Origin of the sequence: Alicyclobacillus macrosporangiidus CPP55 (assembly GCF_000702485.1) — a bacterium.
Lineage (GTDB): Bacteria > Bacillota > Bacilli > Alicyclobacillales > Alicyclobacillaceae > Alicyclobacillus_H > Alicyclobacillus_H macrosporangiidus_B.
Window position 1 is genome coordinate 1,804,340 of sequence record NZ_JNIL01000001.1, and the last position, 19,739, is coordinate 1,824,078.

Below are 19,739 nucleotides of genomic sequence, written 5' to 3' on the forward strand. Positions count from 1 at the left end.
CCTGCAGCCGCAGGACCCGTGACCACAGACATCCGGAACGGAGAGAATCGGACTCATGATGGATACCATCCACACCCTGAAGCGGTGGCTCGTCGGCCGGCCGCTGAAAACGCGTGAACAAGCGCACGTCAAAATCGGGGTCCTCAAAGGCATGGCCCTGATGACCCCAGACGCCCTCTCGAGCGTCGCCTACGCCACCGACCAGATGGAGCTCATCCTGGCCGTCCTCATCGGGGCGGGCATGGCCCAACAGCGCGTCACCGACGTGCTCGGCTTCTCCATGCTCGGCACCGGGCTCATCGTCTGCCTGGCGTTCCTCCTGTACCTGGCCTACCGCAACATCATCGCGCACTATCCAATGGGCGGCGGGGCGTACTCCATCGGGCTCAACGACCTGGGCCGCGTCTGGGGTCTGTCGGCGGCCGCGACGCTGATCGTAGGGTACACCTTGACCGTGGCCGTGTCCGTCGCCGCCGGGGTCGACGCCGTCGCCCCCGTGATCCCGTTCGTCGGCGCACACAAGCTGTTCTTCAACGTCCTCCTGACGCTCGTCATCATGTTTGTCAACCTGCGCGGCACGGGCGAATCGGCTGCCGTGTTCGTGCCGTTCACGTACCTGTTCATCGGCTGCATCCTCTTGCTCGGCGCTGGCGCCGCGGTTCAAGCCATCCGCCAACCGGAGGACATCCATCTGCCCACCGCCGCCGGCATGCAGGCGGTGCAAGGGATGTCGCTGTTTTTGTTCCTGAAGATGTTCGCCAACGGGTGCAGCGCCCTGACCGGCGTGGAGGCGGTGTCCAACTCTGTGCCCGTCTTCAAGGAGCCGTCCGTCAAACGGGCGCAGCGCACCCTGCTCGCGTTGATCGTGACCTTGTCGGTGCTGTTTTTCATCGTCTCCACCGTCGCCACCGTGCACGGCCTGCGCTACAACCCGGACGTGCCCCTCATCAACCAGGAGGCCCTCGAGGTCTTCGGCGATCACGGTATCGGTTACGCCGTCACCGTCCTCATCTCGCTGGCGACCATGTGCATCCTCGTGATCGCCGCCAACACCGCCTTCACCGGCTGCCCGGCGCTGTGGTCGACGATGGCCCGGGACGGGTTCATGCCGCGCTGGATGCTGCACAAGGGCGATCGGTTGGTGTACAGCAACGGCATCGTCTTCTTGACGTTCATCTCGCTGCTTCTGACCATCGGATTTGATGCCAAGGTCAGCCGCCTCATCCCGCTGTACGGCGTGAGCGTGTTTTACACCTTTACCATCTCCCAGCTCGGGATGCTGGCGCGCCTGTTGCGTGAGCGGGAGCGAGGCTGGAAGACGCGCCTGGTGCTGAGCGCCTTCGGCGTCCTGATGAGCGGGCTCGCCTGCGCGACCTTCCTGGTGACGCGGTTTTTCGACGGGGCGTGGCTGGTGTTGGTGTGCGTGCCCCTGATGGTCGTGATGTTCATCAAAATCGCGGGCCACTACAAGCAGATCCGGGAGGATCTCCGGTACGACTTCAGCCAGCCGTTCTGCGCGTCTGATCCCGGCATCACCATCGTACCCATCGCATCGGTCAACAAGGCGTCCGTGAACGCGCTGCGATACGCGGTCACCAACTTCAAGAACGTGATCGCCGTGCACGTGGTGACCGGGGACACGGAGGAGGAGATGGGGCACAAGACCAAGAAGATTGAGGAAGAGTGGGAACGGCTGCACAGCGGTGTGCGTCTCATCGTCATCCACTCCCAGTACCGGGCGGTGGCCAAGCGGCTGCAACGGTTCGTGGATTTCGAGCTGCAAAAGTATTCGCCGGAGAACATCACCATCGTGCTGCCGCAGTTCATCACGCGCCGCTGGTGGCACAAGCTGTTGCACAACAAGACCGGCGGAGTGCTCTTGGCTTGGCTCGTCCTGAACAAGTCGGTGAAGGTCGTCACCGTTCCGTACCGGCTGTCGAAATAAAGGAGGGGTGGGGCGCTGCACTACGCTTCTGCTTCGCAAGCCGCTTCGTGCCGCGCCCCACTCCCTTACCGTTACGTAGACACATCACCCCATCCTCCCATTGTACCCACACGCTCATCCGCTGGCGGGCGTTTCACTCCGTTCGTGCTGCGCAAGACACTTCGTGAAACGCCCACGCAGTATGAGCGGAGCGAAGCACCTTCTTCACTTCGCGGCCTCGCGAAACGCTATCCCCTTCGGCAAGGGTTGGGCGGGGCGCGGAGCGGCTTGCGCAGCAGAAGCGGAGCGCCCCGACCTACCCGTACAAAAAAAGGGCCACCCGGACACCGGGTGGCAAAACACCTCCGCACAGGCCAACAATTGGCACAGGGCAGGAAACGGCACGAACCACGCTTGCGCGCTGCTCGCACCAAGGGGTTAAGGGTTGATATTACAGTAACACAACCCCGCCTGTCCGCCATGGGCCTTTTGCCCTCACCCATATGGGACTTTTGCCCCGTCTCCGGTCAGCGCGCCGGCGACGACCCCACCTTCACGACGCTTTCCGTCTGGTACAGCACCTTCGAATACGGCGGCACGCTCTCCGTGATCCAGGCGTTGCTGCCGATCACGCTGTGATGCCCAATCACCGTCTCCCCGCCGAGGACCGTCGCGTTGGCGTAGATGACGACCCCGTCCTCCACCGTCGGATGGCGCTTGGTCTTGCGCACCATGAAGCCCTCCTCGTCGCGCGGGAAGTACAGCGCGCCGATGGTGACCCCTTGGTACAGCTTCACGTGGTTGCCGACCACTGCCGTCTCCCCGATGACGATGCCGGTGCCGTGATCAATCATGATGCCACGCCCGATGGTCGCCCCGGGGTGAATGTCGATCCCAGTGGCGCTGTGCGCATACTCGGTCATCATCCGAGGCAACAGCGGAATTTCCAGGCGGTGCATGACGTTCGCGACCCGGTAGACCAACAGGGCAAACAGGCCGGGATAGGTGAGGATCACCTCGTCGTAGCCGGTCGCGGCCGGGTCGCTGTTGTACGTCTCGACGATGTCATCGTACAGCATCTCCTGAACCTGCGGCAGTGCCGCCAACACCTGATCCGCCTTATCCTCTGCAAACGCCCGCGTTTCAGGCGTACCGTCCTGGTCAATGCACTTTTGGAAGACGGCACGGTGGATCTGCCCAGCCATCCCCCGGTGCAGGAGGTCCATGCACGCCTCCAGGCTCTGCCCTTCCGGCGGCCTGAAATAGTTGGGCAGCATCACACAGCGGAGGCGTTCAATCATCGCCTGAATGGCGTCCGGCTCTGGATGACACACCCGGCCCTTGAACCACTGGCAGCTCTGCTCCTGCAACCGACGCGCGATCTCCGCTCGCTTGGACATATCATTCCCTCCCGTCCCGCACCGCTTCCTCGCCGGCCCGCCCACACAGGGCGTTCGAGTGGCCCGCCGGGTCTGATCGGCCCGCCGTCCCCCCGAGATTGACACCGTCCGGCCCGCGGTGTAGATTGCACTTGAGCACCGCAAAGGGGATTTCGTCATGGACAAACGCGATATCGTCCAACTGCTGCATCGCCAAAACTTCCGCCTGACCCGGGAACGGGAAGCCCTGCTGGAGTTGTTGATGCGCACCGAAAAGATGTTCACCGCCGCCGAGTGGCATGCGCTGGCGCAGCAGGAACACGTTCGGGTCGGATTAACCACAGTATACAGGTTGCTCGAGGTCCTGACAAAGGTGGGGTTGGCCACTCCGTTTTTGGTCGAGGGCAGCGTTTACTACGCGTTTTGCGCCGGCCAACACCATCACCACTTCGTCTGCCTTGCCTGCCACCATGTCGAAGACCTGTACGAATGCCCGGTCTTTCACCATCTGCCCGAAGGCTGCCAAGTGCATCACCACAAGGTCGATCTCTTCGGCATCTGTCCCGCCTGCCAAAACCAGACAGCGGCGGGGTGCGGTCCCCACTGACCGCACCCCGCCGCATCCCGACACCACCGCAGCACGCCTCGCCCCGGCTTCACGCCTCGCCCGCCAGCGTCAACCCCAAATACACCCCGTTGAGGGTGAGGACCACCAGGGAGATGGCCAACGCCAGTCCCGTGACCCAAGGCCTGTTGACGAGCGGCCCCATCAGCTTCGGGTTGCGCGTGAACCACACCAAGGCCAAGAGCGGCGCCGGCAGGGCGAGACTCAACACCACCTGGCTGAGCACCAGGGCATGCATCGGATCGACCCCGGCGCCGATGATGACCAGGGTCGGCAGCATGGTGACCACCCGCCGCACCCATACGGGGATGCGAAAGCCGACGAACCCCTGCATGATCACCTGTCCCGCCATCGTCCCCACGGTGGAGCTGGACAACCCCGACGCCAACAGCGAGATGAGGAACACCCACGCCGCCGCCGGGCCGAGCAGCGGTTGCAAGGTTCGGTACGCCTCGTCAATGCTGGCGATCCCGGTGTACCCCGCGCCGTGAAACGTCGCCGCGGACATGTACATCATCGCCAGGTTGACAAGGCCAGCCACCGTCATTGCCACCATCACGTCGATGCGTTGGAACCGGTAGATCCGCACCGCCTCGTCTTCCGTTCGCGGCTCGATACGCCGCTGCGTCAGCCCGGAGTGCAGGTACACGGCGTGCGGCATGACGGTCGCCCCGATGATGCCGACCGCCAGCATGACGCTCTCCCGGCCTCCCATCCACGGGGTCACCGCGTGGCGAGCGACCATCCCCCAGTCGGGCTGCGACAGGACCGTCTCGGCCAGGTAACAGAGGGCAATCACACCGAGCAGCGCCCCGATGACCAATTCCAGTGGCCGGAATCCAAAGCGATCGAGCGTCAGCATCAGATAGGTGACGACGCCCGTCACCACGGCCGCCGGCAACAGCGGGATGTGAAGCATCAGGTTTAATGCCAGGCTGGCGCCGAGAAACTCGGCCAGGTCGGTGGCCATCGCCGCCACCTCCGCGATCAACCACAGCAGCACCGACACCCACGCCGGCAGATGCTCCCGGCAAAGCTCCGGCAGGTTTTTGCCCGTGGCGAGCCCCAGTTTGGCGGACAGGTTTTGAATCACCATCGCCATCAGGTTGGCGGCCAGCACCACCCACAACAGGTTGTATCCAAACTCCGAACCGCTCTCGATGTTGGTTGCGAAGTTGCCGGGATCGACATACGCGATGGCAGCGATCATCGACGGTCCCAAAAACGGCAACACCGCCCGCAGACCGCGCCGCTTCCCAGCCAGGGCTTGGCGACCCGCCAACACCGCCCGGCTGTCGCGCCGCCCGGCCTGCTGCCGTTGCGAAACCACCAAACCTTCCATCGTCTCCACGTCCTCTCTACGTCCGACCGGAGGCGCGCCGTTCCGCGCCCGCCCGAAAAAGTTTCGTCCGCGACAAGATGTTTCCCAAGGGAAACTTTCTGACTATGATTATATGCAGCTGGGCGGGAAATGTGAAGTACTCATTCCAGGCCGCGTGCCGGCAGCGCCCTTCCCCTTGTCGGGGCGACGGGCCTGCCGTATGATTACGAGGAGATTTGAACATGCCGGCGTGCCCGCCTCGTGTGCAGGGCTACGGGGCTCTCCATGATCCCGGGCGGCGCGCCACACGACCGGAGGTGGAGGATGAACGCATTTGACAAGACGGTGTTTCACGCGCTGAATCAGTATGCCGGCCATTCCGCGCTCGATCCGGTGATGAAGTTCTTCGCCCAGTACTCCCTGGAGATGTACGCCCTCATCTTCATCGTGGCTTGGTTTGCGCTCCCGCGCCAGGACGAAGATCGGCGGCATGCGCTGGTGATTGCCGCGGCCGGCGGCGTGTTGGCGCTGCTGATCAACGCCGTCATCGGCGCCATCTGGTACCGGCCGAGGCCCTTCGTGGCGATGCCGAACGAGGCACACCGCATCATCCCGCACGCGGTGGACGCCTCCTTCCCGAGCGACCACGTGTCGGGCGGCTTCGGCTTCACCAGCGGCGCGTGGGGAGCTGCTCCCTCCTGGGTGAGCGGGGCGTTTCTCGTCGTCTCCCTGATCACCATGGTGGCCCGGGTGTACGTCGGCGTCCACTGGCCCACCGACGTTTTGGGCGGCCTGGTCGTCGGGGTGATCGCCGGCCGCATCGCCCACCTGCTGTCCGGTCCGCTCTGGCTGGTGACGAGCGGGCTGTTGCGGCTCTTCCGCATGGGCCACTACGCACGCCGCCGCCGCTATGGCCGCTGACGCCGCAGGCGGTCTCAACAACCATGCGGCCAGACCGCGGTGCGCCGGAGTTTTCCGGGCGGCTGGCCCCATCGCGGACCAGGTCATCGGCCGCGGGAGGCATGCCCCCCGCGGACGCGGTGGTATAATGTCCCTGACGCGTCACCCAGAAAGGAGCGCATGGGGATTGTCCACCTTTGACCAGTACCTGTCTGAACACCGGGAGCAACACCTGGAAGAGCTCCGGAAGTTCCTGCGCATTCCCAGCATCAGCACCCTCTCCGATCACAGGGCAGACGTGCGGCGAGCGGCCGAGTTCTTGGCCGAGCAGGCCAGAGCCATCGGCTTCGAGCATGTCGAGCTGCTTGAAACCCCACGCCACCCCGTTTTGTACGCCGACTGGCTGCACGCCCCAGGGCAACCGACCGTGCTTGTCTACGGCCACTACGACGTCCAGCCGGTCGATCCGCTCCACCTCTGGAAGTCTCCTCCCTTTGAACCCGAGATCCGCGACGGCAAGCTGTACGCCCGCGGCGCCAGCGACGACAAGGGCCAGGTGTTCATGCACCTCAAATCGTTCGAGGCGCTGTTACGCACGACGGGATCGCTGCCCGTCAACGTCAAGCTGTGCATCGAGGGCGAGGAGGAGATCGGCAGCCCGCACCTGCCCCAGGTGCTCGCAGCGCATCAGGAGCGGTTCCAGGCGGACGTCATCGTCATCTCCGACACGCCGATGCTCGCACCCGGACAGCCCGCCGTCTGCTACGGCCTGCGCGGCCTGGCGGCCCTGGAGGTGCACGTCTGCGGCGCGAACAGCGACCTGCACTCCGGCCTGTATGGCGGCATGGTGCAAAACGCGGTGCACGCCCTCGTCGAGGTCCTCGCCTCCATGCGCGGGCCCGACGGGCGCGTCCAGGTGGCCGGCTTCTATGACGGCGTCCAGCCGCTCAGCGCCGAGGAGCGCCAGGCGTTCGCCGATCTTGACTTTGACGAGATGGCGACCGCCCGGGCCCTCGGCGTCGAGACCCTGTTTGGCGAAGCCGGATACACCGCCCTGGAGCGGGTGTGGGCCCGGCCGACCCTCGAGGTCAACGGCATTTACGGCGGCTTCCAAGGCGAGGGGACGAAGACCGTCATCCCGAACGAGGCCCATGCCAAGATCACCTGCCGCCTCGTGCCCGATCAAGACCCGGTGCGCATCCAGCAGCTCATTCGGCAGCACGTGCTGACCCACCTGCCGCCGGGCGCCCGCGCCGAGGTGACCCTGCAGGATACCGGCCGTCCCTACGTGACGCCGTTCCACCACCCGGCCATCCAACTGGCCGCAAAGGCCTACGAAGCGGCCTACGGGGTGCCGGCCTCGTTCATCCGGATGGGCGGGTCCATCCCGGTGGTCGAGGTGTTCGATCGCCTCGTCGGCGCGCCGGTCGTCCTGATGGGCTTCGGCCTGCCGGACGAGAACTTCCACGCCCCGAATGAACACTTCTCGCTGGACAACTTCGACAAGGGGCTGCGCGCCCTGTGCCGGTACTGGACAGGCCTGCCGGATGCCCTGCGCGGGTGAGCCGGAAAGCGAAAAAGCCCGCCTTGGCGCATCTCGCGCCGGGGCGGGCTTTTTCGCTGCACCCGCGCCGCTCTGCCGCGGCTCGTCCCGGTGGGACACCGGTCCGGACAGCGGGAGAAGCGAGGCGGGCGTTTGGTCCGTCAACGGTCGAACTGGCGGTTGATCTCCTCTTCCACGTACGGGTTGAGGATGCGCACGTGCGTGCCCTTCATGCCGAGGGACCGGCTCTCGATGGTCCCCGCGCTCTCCAGCTTGCGGATGCTGTTGACGATGACAGAGCGCGTCACGCCATGCTCGTCCGCGATCTGCGAGCTGACCACAATCCCGTCCGGGGATTCGTGAATCGCGTCCATCAGATACTTGGCCGCCTGCAGCTCCGAGTAGCTGAGAGACTCCACCGCCAGGTGCGCCAGGGCGCGCTGACGGCTCTCCTCTTCCTTGTGCTGCTGGCGCGCGTGCACGATCTCGAGGGCGACGATGGTGGCGCTGTACTCAGCCAGGACCATGTCCTCGTCGTCAAACGGGCTGGAGGAACGGGCGAACACCAGGGTGCCCTGCCGTTCACGCGCCGCGATGACGGGAGCGATGCTGATGTACTTGGAGCGGAACGACTCATTCTCCTCCTCGGAGAACACGTAAAACGGCTCCTTGTCCTCCAGGTTCGCCACGGTCTGCTCGATGCGCAAGAGATGTTTGTTGAAATCGCCGGGGAACCGCTTCTCCTCGGTCATGATGCGCACCCATTCTTCGGTGAGCGCATGCTCGTACACGCCGTACCCGAGGATCTTGCCTTTGCGCCCGACGATGTACACGTTGCAGGACATCACGCGGCTGAGAAATTCCGCGACTTCGTGAAAATCCACCTGAACACTGGAGGAACGCAACAGTTGTCCGAGCTCTTGAACCTTCTGCAGCAGCTTCACACACCATTCTCCTAACCTTGCGATTTGATGACGACGCGCGGCCGCCAGGGGCCCAATGGGCACCAGGAAATACTTTACCACATAACATTCTGATTACTGGACAGCCGCTTTAAACATTTTTGGTACAGATATGCGAACAACTTGTGTCAACGACCCAGTTCCAGACTCGCAGCCGCATCGGGGAGATACACCTCCGTCTGTTGATGGACCACCCGGGACACGACCGCGAGCCCGTCCGTCAGGAGCATCGACGACTCCACGCGGCCCCCGCACGCCAGTGCCATGTGCTGGAGCGACTCCAAGTCCAGCGCCGGCCGCCTGGCCGCGGCGGTCGCCCAGGAGAGAAAGCTGTCGCGATCGAAATCCGACAACTGATGCCGATCGCAGTAGGCCTGCGCCGCCCACGGGTTCATCTGGCGGGTTGGATTCAGTACAATCACCTGGCCGCCTGGACGGCACACGCGGAGCATCTCCGCCAGGGCCCTCGCCGGATCGCTGAGCAGATGGAACACGTCGATGCACGTCACCCAGTCGAAGCTCGCATCCGGCAGCGGAATGTCGCGCGCGTCCCCGACGACGAAGGACACGTTGTCGAGGCGGTAGTCCTGCGCATTCAGTTCGGCACGGCGCACCATTTCTGGTGAAATGTCCAACCCCGTAACCCACTGGCAGCGCGGCGACACCTGCATGGCGAACCACCCGGCAGCGCAGCCCACGTCCAGAAGGCGGTGTGAATCGTGTACCCCCATCCAGTGGATAAGGGTCCGCTGCATCGCCCGGTGCCAATCCGTCTGACCCACCATGTCGAAGAAATCGACCGGATCTTGGATCCTCCCCACAGGCTCCCCGTCCCCTTTCACCGACGCATAACGCGCCCCGAGCACACATAGACATGGGGTCGGACGGGTGGACAACCCGCCCGCGCCGTTGCCGGACCGGCGCCGGTCCGCGCCGGGCACAAACCGGCGCCCGCCGTATCACCAACCGGGCGGTCCGAACCCCTGAACTGCGATCGGGAGGGCGGACATGAGTGGTACCGTGACTGCATTCCTGCTGGCGGGCATGGCAAGCCAGCCGCGTCCATCCCATGCGCGTCGCGGCGTCCGTGTTCTGCGCCACCCTGTTGGTCAGCTTCGCGCTGTCGTGGCTTCTGCGCCAGATCCTCGGCGGAACTGCCCATCCCTGGCTGTTGACCCTGTTGTTCGCGACCACCACGCTGGGCGTCATCCTGCCCGTGCTCGACGAGGCGGATCCTCTCCACAGCGAATATGGTCAGGTGTTGCTGTTGTGCGCCCTGCGCCGTGATGGCGCTCGTGGCCCTGTTCTGCGCCATCGCCGACTTCACCGGCGCGGAGCCTATCATCGGCAGTTTTGTTGCCGGCATCCTGGTCTCCGCACTGCCGTTCGCCTTCAAGCGTGAGCGGATAGAATCCTGCCACAACGTCGGCTACGGCTTTCTCGTCCCGGTGTTCTTCATCTCGGTCGGCCTTCGGTTCCAGCCCGCCGTCCTCGGCGAAGGCAACGCCTGGACCTGGCTGCCGGTGCTGTTGGCGATGGCGTTTGCCGTCAAGCTGATCCCAGCCTGGCAGCTGCGCGGCGCCTTCGGGCGCCGCCGGGCCGTCGCCGCGGGATTCCTGTTATCCTCCCGGCTGAGCCTGGTGATTGCCGTCGCGGAGATCGGGGTGCGCGTCGGGGCGCTGCCCTCATCCCTGTCACAGGCCATCGGGTGGGTCGCCGTCGCCACCTGTCTGATGGCGCCGGTGCTGTTTCTGGCGCTGTTGTAGGCGCTCGAGCACGATGTGATAGCCGTCCGCACCATACTGCAGACAGCGTTTCACCCGGCTGATGGTCGCCGTGCTCGCCCCCGTCTCGGCCTCGATCTGGTGATACGTGCAGCCGGTCCGCAGCATCCTGGCCACCTCGAGGCGCTGTGCCAGCGACTTCACCTCGCCCACGGTGCACAGGTCGTCAAAGAACCGGTAGCACTCCTCCACCGTCTCTAAAGACAGCACGGCTTCAAACAGTTGGTCGAGCACGCGGTCGCGCAATTTGTCCAACTGCAACACCGTCACCCTTTTCAAGGTGGTCCATAGCGACATGCTACCACAACACACACGCCGCTACCACCATGGAACGGCTGTGCCGGCGGGATCGATAGAAAGAGAACGCTTACAGCGCGCCCTCTCATTTCATCTCCAACATCAGAAGTTCCGGATGCTCCACCAAGTTCTTGATGTGGTTGAGAAAGCGGACCGCCGTGACGCCGTCGATCACCCGGTGATCGAAGGAGAGGGAAAAGCCGATCATGTCCCGGATCACCACCTCGTCCCCGCGCGCCACGGGCTTGCGCTGGATCTGGTGGATCCCGAGGATCCCCACCTCCGGGTAGTGGATGATGGGCGTCGCGAACAAGCCTCCGCCGATGGGACCCATGTTGGTGATGGTGAACGTGCTGCCGTGAAGGTCCTGCTGGCCCAGCGTGCGCTCGCGAGCGGCTTGGCGCAGGCGGAAGATCTCCTCCCCGATCTCGCGCACCGTCAGCCGATCCGCGTGCCGGATGACGGGCACGTACAGCCCCTCCGGGGTCTCCACCGCGATGCCGATGTGATAATTGGCGATGAGCTCAATCTCCTGGGCCTGTTCGTCGAGCCGCGCGTTCATGTAAGGGACGGCCTTGAGCGCGGACACGGTCGCCTTGACCAAGAACGGCAGATAGCTCAACCGCTGCCCCTCCGGTTCCAGCACACGGTTCCACCGCTGGCGAAGCGCCACCAGCTCCGTGGCCTCGCACTCGTCGAACACGGTCACGTGCGGCGCCGTGAAGGCGGATCGCGTCACGTGCTCGGCCGTCGCCCGGCGAACACCGCGGAACGGGACCCGCGTGGACGCGCGCTCCGTCTGCTCCGCGGTCTGCGGTTTGGCCGCCGGATAATACGGCCGAAGGACGGCGTCGTCGTCCGGGCTGCCCTCCCAGCGCTTGCGCTGGTTCCGCTGCGCGGCCCGTTCGGCGTTGCGGACCATGCGCCACAGGAGCGAATCCGTCGGCGGCTCCACCCACGGCGCGATGGGCACGGGCTCCGGCCCCCGGGCCTCCGAGGGACGCGGCTCTTCCTCGTCCGCCTCTGCCTGCACCTGTCTATCTTCCGCCTCCGGGGGGCGTTCCGCATCCAAGGGGTGCTCCGGCGACGAGAGCGGATCGTCCTTCTCCTCTGCCGCCTCGCCGGCTCCATCCGCCAGATCCACACTGTGCGCCGGCGACGGATACACCGGGCGGCCATCCATCCACAACACGGGGGTCGCCGGTTCCAGCACCGCGAGGACGTCGCCGGTGCGCGCGATCGATCCCGCGGCGGCCACGATGTCCCGGATGCGGCCGGTGATGGGCGCAGGCAGTTCGATCACCGCCTTGTCCGTTTGCACCTCGACAATCGGCTCCATCTCCCGGACATACTCGCCTTCCTCCACCAACCACTTCACCACTTCCGCCTCATGCTCGTCATCTCCGTGGCTCGGGAGCCGAAACTCGACGGTCTGCACCCGTATCCCTCCTTCACGCCGCCCCACTTCGGGCGGCGGCGCACCGGTTGTATGCGCTTTCATTCCGGTTTATTCGCTTACGGCAACTGCAGGAACGCGCAGCGGATCCCATAAGCGGCCTCCCACCAGCCTCTTCACACGGGTTTCGCGCGGAAGGGCTTCACCGCCGCAGGGACTCCACCACCCGAACCATGTGCTCCACTTCCGAGATGCGTACCCGAAGCTCCTGTGCCCGTTTGTCATCCGCACCATCCAACGCCTCCTGCAACGCTTTGAGGCGCCGTTCCAGGCTCCGCCGCACCTGGCGGATGGCGTCTTGATAGCCGATCTCTTCGCCGGTGGCCCCCATTCGTTCACCTCGTGCGTCCAGGATCGGGTCCAGGAAAAAGACATCCAGGATAATGAGATTATACGGGATTCTCGTCCGCCCTGCCAGAACCTGCGGCGTCTTCCGCCACCCAATGGGAAAAGCCCCCCTGGCGGCGGAGTCGCGCCATCCAGTCCCGCCCCCGGTCGCGCCACCACCGGGCCGCCTCCTCGCGTCCGAGCCACGCGCACACCTCTGCCTGCGCCAACGCGGCCACGGCCATGGCCCGCACCCTGTCCCGCTTCCGCCACGCCGCCTCGTGTCCGTGTTCCGGCCGCTTGGCGGCAAGCTCGTCCGCTCGGGAGCTCGCTCGGGCATAGGCGGTGCGTGCCTGGGCGATATCCGGTTGCAAGCGCCACGCTTGCCACAACAGGCGCTCGGCGCCGTCCGCATCTCCCGCCGCCGCGCGGACCCAAGCCTCGTACACGAACCGTTCGAAGGGGTTCAGCAGGCTCGCGCCTCCTGCCAGCGCATCCTCGGCCTGTGGCCGGTTCCCCGCCATCACGGCGGCCCACAACCGCTCCCGCGTGCGATCCCTCTGCCGCCATCCTCCCCACTCTTCCAACCAGGCCGGATCGGTCACCCCCAAGCGCCCGAGCAGCGCCTCGAGTGTCCGGCGGGCAGGCACCACACGCCCCCGCTCCAGTTGGCTGATCAGACTCTGCGTCACCAGGCCGGCGGCCAGCGCGCACTGGGTCAGCCCGCGCGCCCGGCGGAGCCTCGCGAACCGGGTCCAGGGCGGTTCACTGCTGCTCGGGACCATGCCCCGGCTCTCCTCGCGCCGAATCCTGCTCTTGCTCGCCCCACAACTGGCTCAACGGCACCCCCAGCGCGTCCGCGATGCGCTGCAGCTTGTCCAGGTTGTGCCCGCGCGATCCCGCTTCAATCGCGTACACGTAACTCACCGACACGCCCGCGCGCTCAGCCAACGCACGCACGGTCAGATTGCGTTGCTGGCGCAACGCATGCAGCCGGATTCCGAGTCCCTCCATATCCTGCACCCCCGTGCACAAATTCCTCTATTGTGAAATGATAGCACAATGGAGGGACCAATTTCCGCACTGGATTTTTCAATCGAAGAAATCACACATCCGAGTACAGGGAGGACATGCGCCCATGTGGTGTATGCTGGTGGATAACAGGCGATCGCGAAGGAGGTGGGGCTATGCACATCCGTCTCACGCGACCAGCGCACCCTGCGACGCGGGCGCTGTGGCGTGCGGCCCAGGGGGATCCGGCTTGGCCGCTGGAGGATGCGTCCTGGACAGCATGGCGGCGTTTCGTATCGGAAGGGCAGGCGATGGAACTCCTCGGCGAAGGGCGGCTGTGGCTCATCCGGGCGCGCGGGAGCGTTCGGTGGGAGACGGCCGGTTTCACCCTGGCTCATCGCATACCCGACGACTTGCGGCCGGGCGAACCGGAGGCGTGGGAGATGGGCACCTACCTGCTGCCCGCCTGGCGAGGGACCTTCGTCAATCCCGCGGTCAAGTGGCTCGCGGCCCGCTGGGTGTTCCGCCACACCGGCGCCGCCGCCCTGCTCTTCACGGTGGCCGCCGATCACGCGCAGGCGCGGCGGGCGCTGGACAAACTGGGCTGGCCACTCGACACTCCGCCCCCGCACGGCGGGCCTTACGCCCGGTACCACCGCTGGCGGTCCTGGTCCGAACGCCGGGAGGTGGTCCTCTACGTGCTACGCCGCGAGCGCGCGCACGCCCTCCCAAAGCCGGGCATCGGTGCCGGTCCCGGTCTTCCGGGCGACACACAGACCGCCTGGCCCAAGCCGTTCGCCGGCGAAATCGGGCGCTCAAAACCCGGTGAAGCCGGTCAGGCGCTGGATCCACAGGGCGAGGACAGACAGCTGGCCGGTGAGCAAGAGCACGCCCATGACCGTCAGCAGGACACCGCCCACGCGGGCGGCCGCGTCGGTGTAACGCAGCAGGGGCCGGACGGAGGCCAGCGTGACGGCGAACACCAAGAAGGGCAGTGAGAACCCCGCCGCGTACGCGAACATGTACCACGCGCCCGCGGCCGGATGGGCGATGATCATCGCCAGGACAGACCCGACGATGGGACCGATGCAAGGTGTCCACCCGGCGGCGAACGCCACGCCCACCAACACGGATCCCAGGTATCCCAAGGGGCGGCGGGCCGGCAGGTGAAACCGCCGCTCGCGCATCAACCACTCGCTGCGCAGGACCCCCGCCATGAACAGGCCGAAGAGGATGACCAGCACCCCTCCGACCACGCGCACCGTCTGCTTGTATTGGATGAGAAACCGGCCGGCGGCGCTGGCGCCCCATCCCAGCATGACGAACAGAATGGACAGGCCGGCGCAGAAGCACAGCGCGTGCAGGAACGCCCGCCGCCGCAGCCCCGCCGGCCGGCCCCGGCAGGGCCGGTGAACGAAACCCCGGTGATGTATCCGAGGTAGGACGGAAACAGCGGCAGCGTGCAGGGAGAGACGAAGGACAGAAGCCCTGCCGCGAATGCCAGCCAAAAGGAGATGTCCGCCGTCATACCGCTCCCTCCCCGTGCGTGACCTGCCCATCCCGCCTCGCCAGCCAGCGGACAATGGGCGGCCCGAAGAACACGATGGTGAACATGCGCACCGTCTGCAACGAGACCACCAGGGCCAGGTTCGCCCCGCCTCCGATGGCCATGAGGCTCACCGAGTCCAATCCGCCCGGACTGGTCGCGAGGAGCCCGGTCAACAGCGTCTCGCCTGTCCAGCGCGCCATCCCCCATCCGATGGCGGCGCACAGCAGGATCAACGCCACCGTCGATGCGAAGATGTATGGCAGCAGGAGGCCGGCGTGCTTGAGCGACGCGCGATCGAACATCAGCCCCACGTAGACCCCGAGGACCGCGTAGGCCACCGCCGACATCCACCCAGGGATGGTCAGCGGCACCCACCCCGCCAGGTTTGCCACCGTGCCGGCCAGGATGGCGCCGAGCAGCTGTCCGGCGGGCAGGCGCACCGTCAACCCGAGCCACGCACCCACCAGTCCCACCGCCAGTGTCTCCACGCTGTACAGCACATAACCGCCCTGTGCCAGCGACGCCGGCATCTGGACGTGCGCCGCCGCCGAGCCCGCCAACCAACGGGTCATGGCGGACGCCGTGAGGACGACGGAGATCACCCGCACGTACTGCATCACCGCGACCAGTTTTGGGTCCGCCTGCAGCGACACGCTCATCGCCACCATACCCGACGCCCCGCCCGGCATCGCCCCCAACACAGCAGTCATCCGATCCACGTGCGCAAAACGCCCGATGGCCCAACCGATGACCAGGCTCACCACCAGCGATCCTGCCGCCACCAACACCACCGCGGGCAGGTGGTGGACGATCACGGGCAGATCAGAGGCCCGGAACATGCTGGCCACAATCACCCCGACGACCGCCTGGCAAGCAGCGAACACGGGCCGCCGCACCCGCGGCCGTCGCCCCGTGGCCAATCCGAACAGGATGGCGGCCACCATCGGCCCCACCATCCACGCGGCCGGCACCCCGAGGCGGCTGAACGCCCCCCCGGCGATCCCGCTGGACGCGGCCAGCACCCACCAATCCTTCATCTCGCCCCCACCTCCACGGGGCGCTGCCGTACGACGCGAACGCGCGCGCACCCCACGTCCGCTGTCTCGGCCACGACCGTCACCCGGATCGGCTGCGACGCCAGCCAATCCAGAAGCGCCCGATGCACCACATGATGCGCATGCTGGCACAGGGCGAGCGCCTCCCCGTGCACGGTCTCGTCGTCCACCTCGGTGATGATCTCCGCCGTCACGGCTTCGCCGAACCGCTCCACCGCCAGGTGGCTCAGCGACCCCGGACGGGCGTGCCGGACATACGTGAGCGACCCGTTGGTGAGATGGATGGGAAATCGGTCGGGGTCAAACGCGTGCCCCCAGCGGCGGAACGCATCCAGGTGCGCAGCGTTTTCTGCGGAGACCAGCGGATCGAACGCCAGGGCCGCCGTCACCGCCTCCCGCAAAGACCGATAGGCCGCCTCCCAGCCGCGCGAAGCGCCCTCCACCTCATACCAGATGGTGTACATCTTCGCAATGGGCAGCCAGTACGACACCGGGAAGCGGGGCGGGCTGCTGTAGCCGCTGAACGGCTGGATCCACTCGTGGGAGGGGACACCGTGATCGTCCACCAGAACGTCTGGGCACCAGCGCCGCCACACCTGCTCGTACACGCGGCTCTCCCCGAACGGGGCGTCCGGGCGGAAGTGGTCATACGCGAACTCCACGCCACAGGCGTTGTAGCGGGCGGCGTGGTGCTTCCAGCGCGGGTGCTCGGACGCCATCCGCTGGTGGAGCGCCGCCCCGTCCGCGTTCTCCAACGGCACCAAGACCACGTTCAAACGCGCTAACCACGTGGGGTCCGCCCGCAGCACCTCGGCGAGCTGGAGGGCGGCGTTTGTGCTCGACACCTCGTTGGCGTGGTGCCGTGCGTTGATGAACAGGGTCGGCTTGTACAGCCGGTGTTTGACCGTGGACGTGACGGGGCCGCCGGGCGCGAATGCCTCCAGCACCCAGATGGGCCGGCCCTGGAACGACCGATCGTACGCCCGCACCGCCCCCGGAAACCCGTCCCGGTGGCTCGCCACCCAAGCGTCCACCGCCTCCGGCCCGAGCACAGCTGGCGTTCGGCAGTCCGCCAGCGCGCCACCGTCCGCCAGCGCGCCACCGTCCGCCGGCGCAGCCGCGCCATCCTCCGGGGCGGGGCCGGGCGCTTCGACGTCCGCTGGCCCAAGGCCAGCCGCCTCCACCCAGGCCGCGACGGCCGCCGCGATCGACGGATCCGCCACACCGGCCAGGGTGCAGCGCAGCCGACGCCGCTCGGCAGCCATACTGCAAACGGGTGCCTCGCCCGCGACCTCCACCACCCGCGCATCGGCGAGGGCGGCGGCGTCGATGGGCTTCACCAGTTCTGTCCCGCCGTCCGTCCGGGTCACCCAGGCCCCCTCGCCGATCGTCATGGGGTACACGCGCACCGTGGCCGACGGCGGCGCGCCCGGCGCCCGGTGGACGAACGGCAGGATGGCGCCCGGCGCGTCCCAAGCGGGATCGCCAGCAGACTTCCCGTACTCGTGGAACCAGTGCAGCGCGTAGAAGTAGATGTCCTCGTGCAGCGCCTCCAGCGCGGAGATCACCTCCTCGCCGACCAGCAGCGGCTCGTCTTCCGCGTCCATCCACACGTCGCACGTCATGCGCAAAAACATCGGCACGGTGGTGGCGTCCTTCGTCAACTCGGCGGTCGCGGGCAGCACCTCGCGCTGGAACCATCCCCAAAACCGCAGGGGATCCGATTCCACCAGCGCCTCCCGGACCACGCGATCCCCTTGTCTCAGGCGGAACCCGCACATCGGGACGCAGACCGAGCCCAGCTCCGGGCGTTCCGGCATGTACACCCGGCTCTCCCACAGGCCGTTCCACGACCACGACGCCAGCGTGCGGCCCGTTTCGTCTTCCGCCACCACGCGCCACATCGGCGCGTCGCCATCGGCCAGCTCGAGCACCACGTCTTGCGTGGACAGGTTCAACGATTTTGCGACGATCGCGTCGAACGGATACAGCTCCTGTAAGAAGCGGTGCGCCATGTCGAGGTGCGGCGTATCCGGGGCGAACCGGCGCGCGCACAGCCGAACCCGGCGGACGCCGGGCATGGTCGACAGCGCAGGCAGCACGTCCGTCAGCGCCCAGTGCAGCCCCGCCTTGTGCGCGTTCCGGTAGACCGCGCGCACCGTGCGACCTTCCTGTCCACGCGAACCCAGCTCCGCCTGCACCCCCTGCCACCACGCCGCAAACGACGCCTCCGGCACGGTGGTGAACACCTCCAGGATGAGTTCGCCGGCCGGCTCACCTCCGCCGGCCCCATCCCCCTCCCGAGCGTTCCCTGCCCCCTGGAGCGCATCCAAGACCAGCCGCCGCAGTTCCGCCAACTCCCCCGGGTCTGACCAGGTAAACGTCCGCAGGGGTGACAGCGGCTCCTCCCGCCAGTCGATCCCGCCGGCATCCACCCCCTCCACCTGCCTTCTCCACCAGTTAAGCGGGCGTCCGAGCGGCTCCGGCAGCCGGATGGACACCACGCCGCCCTGGCGGACCCGCGCGTGCAGCGCGGCGGCCAGCCGGGCGCGCAGGGAGACATCCGGGTGCGTCGACGTGAGCGCGGCGATGCGGCTGCGCCAGTCATCCATGGCGGGCGACGCCGGATCCTCCACCCAGTCCCGGCCGATAAGGGCCGCCAAGGCCGGCAGGTCGTCGGGTGAGGCCTGGATGACCAGTTCGTCTCGTTCCAAGCGCACGGACCAACCGGATCCCGTCCATTCGGCGGACGTGAGCCGGATGGACAGCGCACTGGATCGGCGCGGCTCGCCGTCCAGACGCGTGATGGGGAAGATCACTTCCGCGGCGGCGAGACCGAGCCGAGCCGCCAATTCCACCCCGGCCCGCGCGGCGGCGGGGTCGGGAGACAGCGTGATCGATACGTCGAGCACCGGATGAAGGCCGTCCGGGACGGCCAGGGCGCCGTCCGCAGTGAGCACGCTGTGGAGTGAACGAGGAAGGTCTCCGTGTGCCATCGCCGCACGCTCTGCCCCTCTGGCGCCGGATGCGAAGGCACTGCTGTCAGAACACGTCCGCGTCATGTCGATCGGTACCGGGATCATGTCGCCGGGGGCGATCCCGCGGCCAAAACCGTCGCTCGCCAGGTACCGCGCGGCGGCCTGCACACCGGCTGGGGTGGTGCCGGTGATCACAAAGCGGCCGTCCGGGAGCCGGTAGAGCAACCCGGTGTTTGGAGACAGGGCGTCAAGCTGGTTTAGAAGTGGGCGGACGGCGTCCCCCAGTCGCGCAGACAGCCAAGCCGCATCGGCGCTGAGGTACGCGCATGGCGGGACGGGCGGCTCGGTACTCGCCGCCGCCTCCCAGAACAGCGTGTCGTAGAGCGGCTCGTTCAACGCCAACGCCTGGAGCCCGATGCGGGCGGCCAACTCCACCATCGCCGTCGATTCCTCCACCGGGCGAACCGGCGTAACGGCGATGGGCCCGTTCAGCCCAGTCGGTGCCCAGGTGCCTGGACGCGGATATATGCATGAAAAGACCCCCTCTGGGGTCCAAAACGCCTGCCACGACAACGTCCGATTCCTCCCCTAGACGGTGCCGGACGGTGTAATGGTCTCTTCACCGCCG

Annotated in this window: 17 protein-coding genes and 1 pseudogene; 5 read left to right on the top strand and 13 right to left on the bottom strand. The window is 66.5% G+C overall.

The genetic code is table 11. From position 1 onward, the window contains the following. Nucleotides 1-55 precede the first annotated feature (55 nt). Nucleotides 56-1,945: an APC family permease gene (locus N687_RS0108955; RefSeq protein ID WP_051663092.1), complete on the top strand. Its 1,890-nt coding sequence runs from the start codon at nucleotides 56-58 to the stop codon at nucleotides 1,943-1,945. Between the two features lie 506 nt (nucleotides 1,946-2,451). Here the strand turns inward: N687_RS0108955 and epsC are convergent. Further along, nucleotides 2,452-3,324, bottom strand: a complete 873-nt coding sequence (gene epsC, locus N687_RS0108960; protein ID WP_029421532.1) for a serine O-acetyltransferase EpsC — start codon at nucleotides 3,322-3,324, stop codon at nucleotides 2,452-2,454. A gap of 157 nt (nucleotides 3,325-3,481) precedes the next feature. Here epsC and N687_RS22120 point away from each other — a divergent pair, with 157 nt between their 5' ends. Then, nucleotides 3,482-3,910 (top strand): Fur family transcriptional regulator, encoded by a 429-nt coding sequence (locus tag N687_RS22120; protein ID WP_051663093.1) that lies wholly within the window; start codon nucleotides 3,482-3,484, stop codon nucleotides 3,908-3,910. Between the two features lie 49 nt (nucleotides 3,911-3,959). Here the strand turns inward: N687_RS22120 and N687_RS0108970 are convergent, their stop codons facing one another. Next, the gene (locus N687_RS0108970) at nucleotides 3,960-5,270 is read right to left on the bottom strand and encodes an Nramp family divalent metal transporter (RefSeq protein WP_051663094.1); all 1,311 of its coding nucleotides are present in this window, start codon (nucleotides 5,268-5,270) and stop codon (nucleotides 3,960-3,962) included. Between the two features lie 303 nt (nucleotides 5,271-5,573). On the opposite strand from N687_RS0108970, the gene N687_RS0108975 reads away from it, so the two are divergent. After that, nucleotides 5,574-6,170, top strand: a complete 597-nt coding sequence (locus tag N687_RS0108975) for a phosphatase PAP2 family protein (RefSeq protein WP_029421535.1) — start codon at nucleotides 5,574-5,576, stop codon at nucleotides 6,168-6,170. Between the two features lie 127 nt (nucleotides 6,171-6,297). After that, nucleotides 6,298-7,713, top strand: coding sequence for a dipeptidase (locus N687_RS0108980; RefSeq protein WP_081841270.1), 1,416 nt, complete (start codon nucleotides 6,298-6,300; stop codon nucleotides 7,711-7,713). Between the two features lie 140 nt (nucleotides 7,714-7,853). Here N687_RS0108980 and codY read toward each other — a convergent pair whose 3' ends face one another. Further along, nucleotides 7,854-8,636 (bottom strand): GTP-sensing pleiotropic transcriptional regulator CodY, encoded by a 783-nt coding sequence (gene codY / locus N687_RS0108985; protein ID WP_029421537.1) that lies wholly within the window; start codon nucleotides 8,634-8,636, stop codon nucleotides 7,854-7,856. Nucleotides 8,637-8,782: 146 nt separating this feature from the next. Further along, a complete protein-coding gene (locus tag N687_RS22125) occupies nucleotides 8,783-9,475 on the bottom strand; it encodes a class I SAM-dependent methyltransferase (RefSeq protein ID WP_051663095.1) in 693 nt (230 codons plus the stop codon). Nucleotides 9,476-9,949: 474 nt separating this feature from the next. On the opposite strand from N687_RS22125, the gene N687_RS0108995 reads away from it, so the two are divergent. Further along, nucleotides 9,950-10,420, top strand: coding sequence for a cation:proton antiporter (locus N687_RS0108995; RefSeq protein WP_197029247.1), 471 nt, complete (start codon nucleotides 9,950-9,952; stop codon nucleotides 10,418-10,420). Here the strand turns inward: N687_RS0108995 and N687_RS23040 are convergent. The 9 genes and pseudogenes from N687_RS23040 to N687_RS0109040 form a co-directional block, all read right to left on the bottom strand. Beyond that, entirely contained in the window at nucleotides 10,349-10,699 is a 351-nt protein-coding gene (locus N687_RS23040; protein ID WP_081841673.1) for a YerC/YecD family TrpR-related protein, read from the bottom strand. The two genes, N687_RS0108995 and N687_RS23040, sit on opposite strands and share 72 nt — an antisense overlap. 121 nt (nucleotides 10,700-10,820) lie before the next feature. Beyond that, entirely contained in the window at nucleotides 10,821-12,173 is a 1,353-nt protein-coding gene (locus N687_RS0109000; protein WP_029421540.1) for a dihydrolipoamide acetyltransferase family protein, read from the bottom strand. A 160-nt stretch (nucleotides 12,174-12,333) separates the two neighbouring features. Beyond that, entirely contained in the window at nucleotides 12,334-12,522 is a 189-nt protein-coding gene (locus N687_RS0109005; protein ID WP_029421541.1) for a hypothetical protein, read from the bottom strand. 58 nt (nucleotides 12,523-12,580) lie between these two features. Beyond that, nucleotides 12,581-13,303, bottom strand: a complete 723-nt coding sequence (locus N687_RS0109010; protein ID WP_029421542.1) for a helix-turn-helix domain-containing protein — start codon at nucleotides 13,301-13,303, stop codon at nucleotides 12,581-12,583. Continuing rightward, nucleotides 13,284-13,532 (bottom strand): helix-turn-helix domain-containing protein, encoded by a 249-nt coding sequence (locus tag N687_RS0109015; RefSeq protein ID WP_029421543.1) that lies wholly within the window; start codon nucleotides 13,530-13,532, stop codon nucleotides 13,284-13,286. The genes N687_RS0109010 and N687_RS0109015 overlap by 20 nt, the downstream gene beginning before the upstream one ends. 812 nt (nucleotides 13,533-14,344) lie before the next feature. Next, on the bottom strand, nucleotides 14,345-14,848 hold the full coding sequence (locus N687_RS23045; RefSeq protein WP_419670127.1) for a cytochrome c biogenesis CcdA family protein: 504 nt from the start codon (nucleotides 14,846-14,848) through the stop codon (nucleotides 14,345-14,347). Nucleotides 14,849-14,979: 131 nt separating this feature from the next. Beyond that, nucleotides 14,980-15,057 (bottom strand): annotated as a pseudogene (locus tag N687_RS25475) (cytochrome c biogenesis protein CcdA); the annotation flags it as partial. Beyond that, the gene (locus N687_RS0109035; RefSeq protein WP_051663096.1) at nucleotides 15,054-16,115 is read right to left on the bottom strand and encodes an AbrB family transcriptional regulator; all 1,062 of its coding nucleotides are present in this window, start codon (nucleotides 16,113-16,115) and stop codon (nucleotides 15,054-15,056) included. The gene N687_RS0109035 and the pseudogene N687_RS25475, both read right to left, overlap by 4 nt. Next, nucleotides 16,112-19,684, bottom strand: a complete 3,573-nt coding sequence (locus N687_RS0109040; RefSeq protein ID WP_156040095.1) for a M14 family metallopeptidase — start codon at nucleotides 19,682-19,684, stop codon at nucleotides 16,112-16,114. The genes N687_RS0109035 and N687_RS0109040 overlap by 4 nt, the downstream gene beginning before the upstream one ends. Nucleotides 19,685-19,739: the final 55 nt, after the last annotated feature.

Coding starts and splice junctions, on each gene's coding strand:
- N687_RS0108955 (WP_051663092.1), top strand. CDS start 56: ATGATGGATACCATCCACACCCTGAAGCGGTGGCTCGTCGGCCGGCCG.
- epsC (WP_029421532.1), bottom strand. CDS start 3,324: ATGTCCAAGCGAGCGGAGATCGCGCGTCGGTTGCAGGAGCAGAGCTGC.
- N687_RS22120 (WP_051663093.1), top strand. CDS start 3,482: ATGGACAAACGCGATATCGTCCAACTGCTGCATCGCCAAAACTTCCGC.
- N687_RS0108970 (WP_051663094.1), bottom strand. CDS start 5,270: ATGGAAGGTTTGGTGGTTTCGCAACGGCAGCAGGCCGGGCGGCGCGAC.
- N687_RS0108975 (WP_029421535.1), top strand. CDS start 5,574: ATGAACGCATTTGACAAGACGGTGTTTCACGCGCTGAATCAGTATGCC.
- N687_RS0108980 (WP_081841270.1), top strand. CDS start 6,298: ATGTCCCTGACGCGTCACCCAGAAAGGAGCGCATGGGGATTGTCCACC.
- N687_RS0109005 (WP_029421541.1), bottom strand. CDS start 12,522: ATGGGGGCCACCGGCGAAGAGATCGGCTATCAAGACGCCATCCGCCAG.
- N687_RS0109010 (WP_029421542.1), bottom strand. CDS start 13,303: ATGGTCCCGAGCAGCAGTGAACCGCCCTGGACCCGGTTCGCGAGGCTC.
- N687_RS0109015 (WP_029421543.1), bottom strand. CDS start 13,532: ATGGAGGGACTCGGAATCCGGCTGCATGCGTTGCGCCAGCAACGCAAT.
- N687_RS23045 (WP_419670127.1), bottom strand. CDS start 14,848: ATGCTGGGATGGGGCGCCAGCGCCGCCGGCCGGTTTCTCATCCAATAC.
- N687_RS0109035 (WP_051663096.1), bottom strand. CDS start 16,115: ATGAAGGATTGGTGGGTGCTGGCCGCGTCCAGCGGGATCGCCGGGGGG.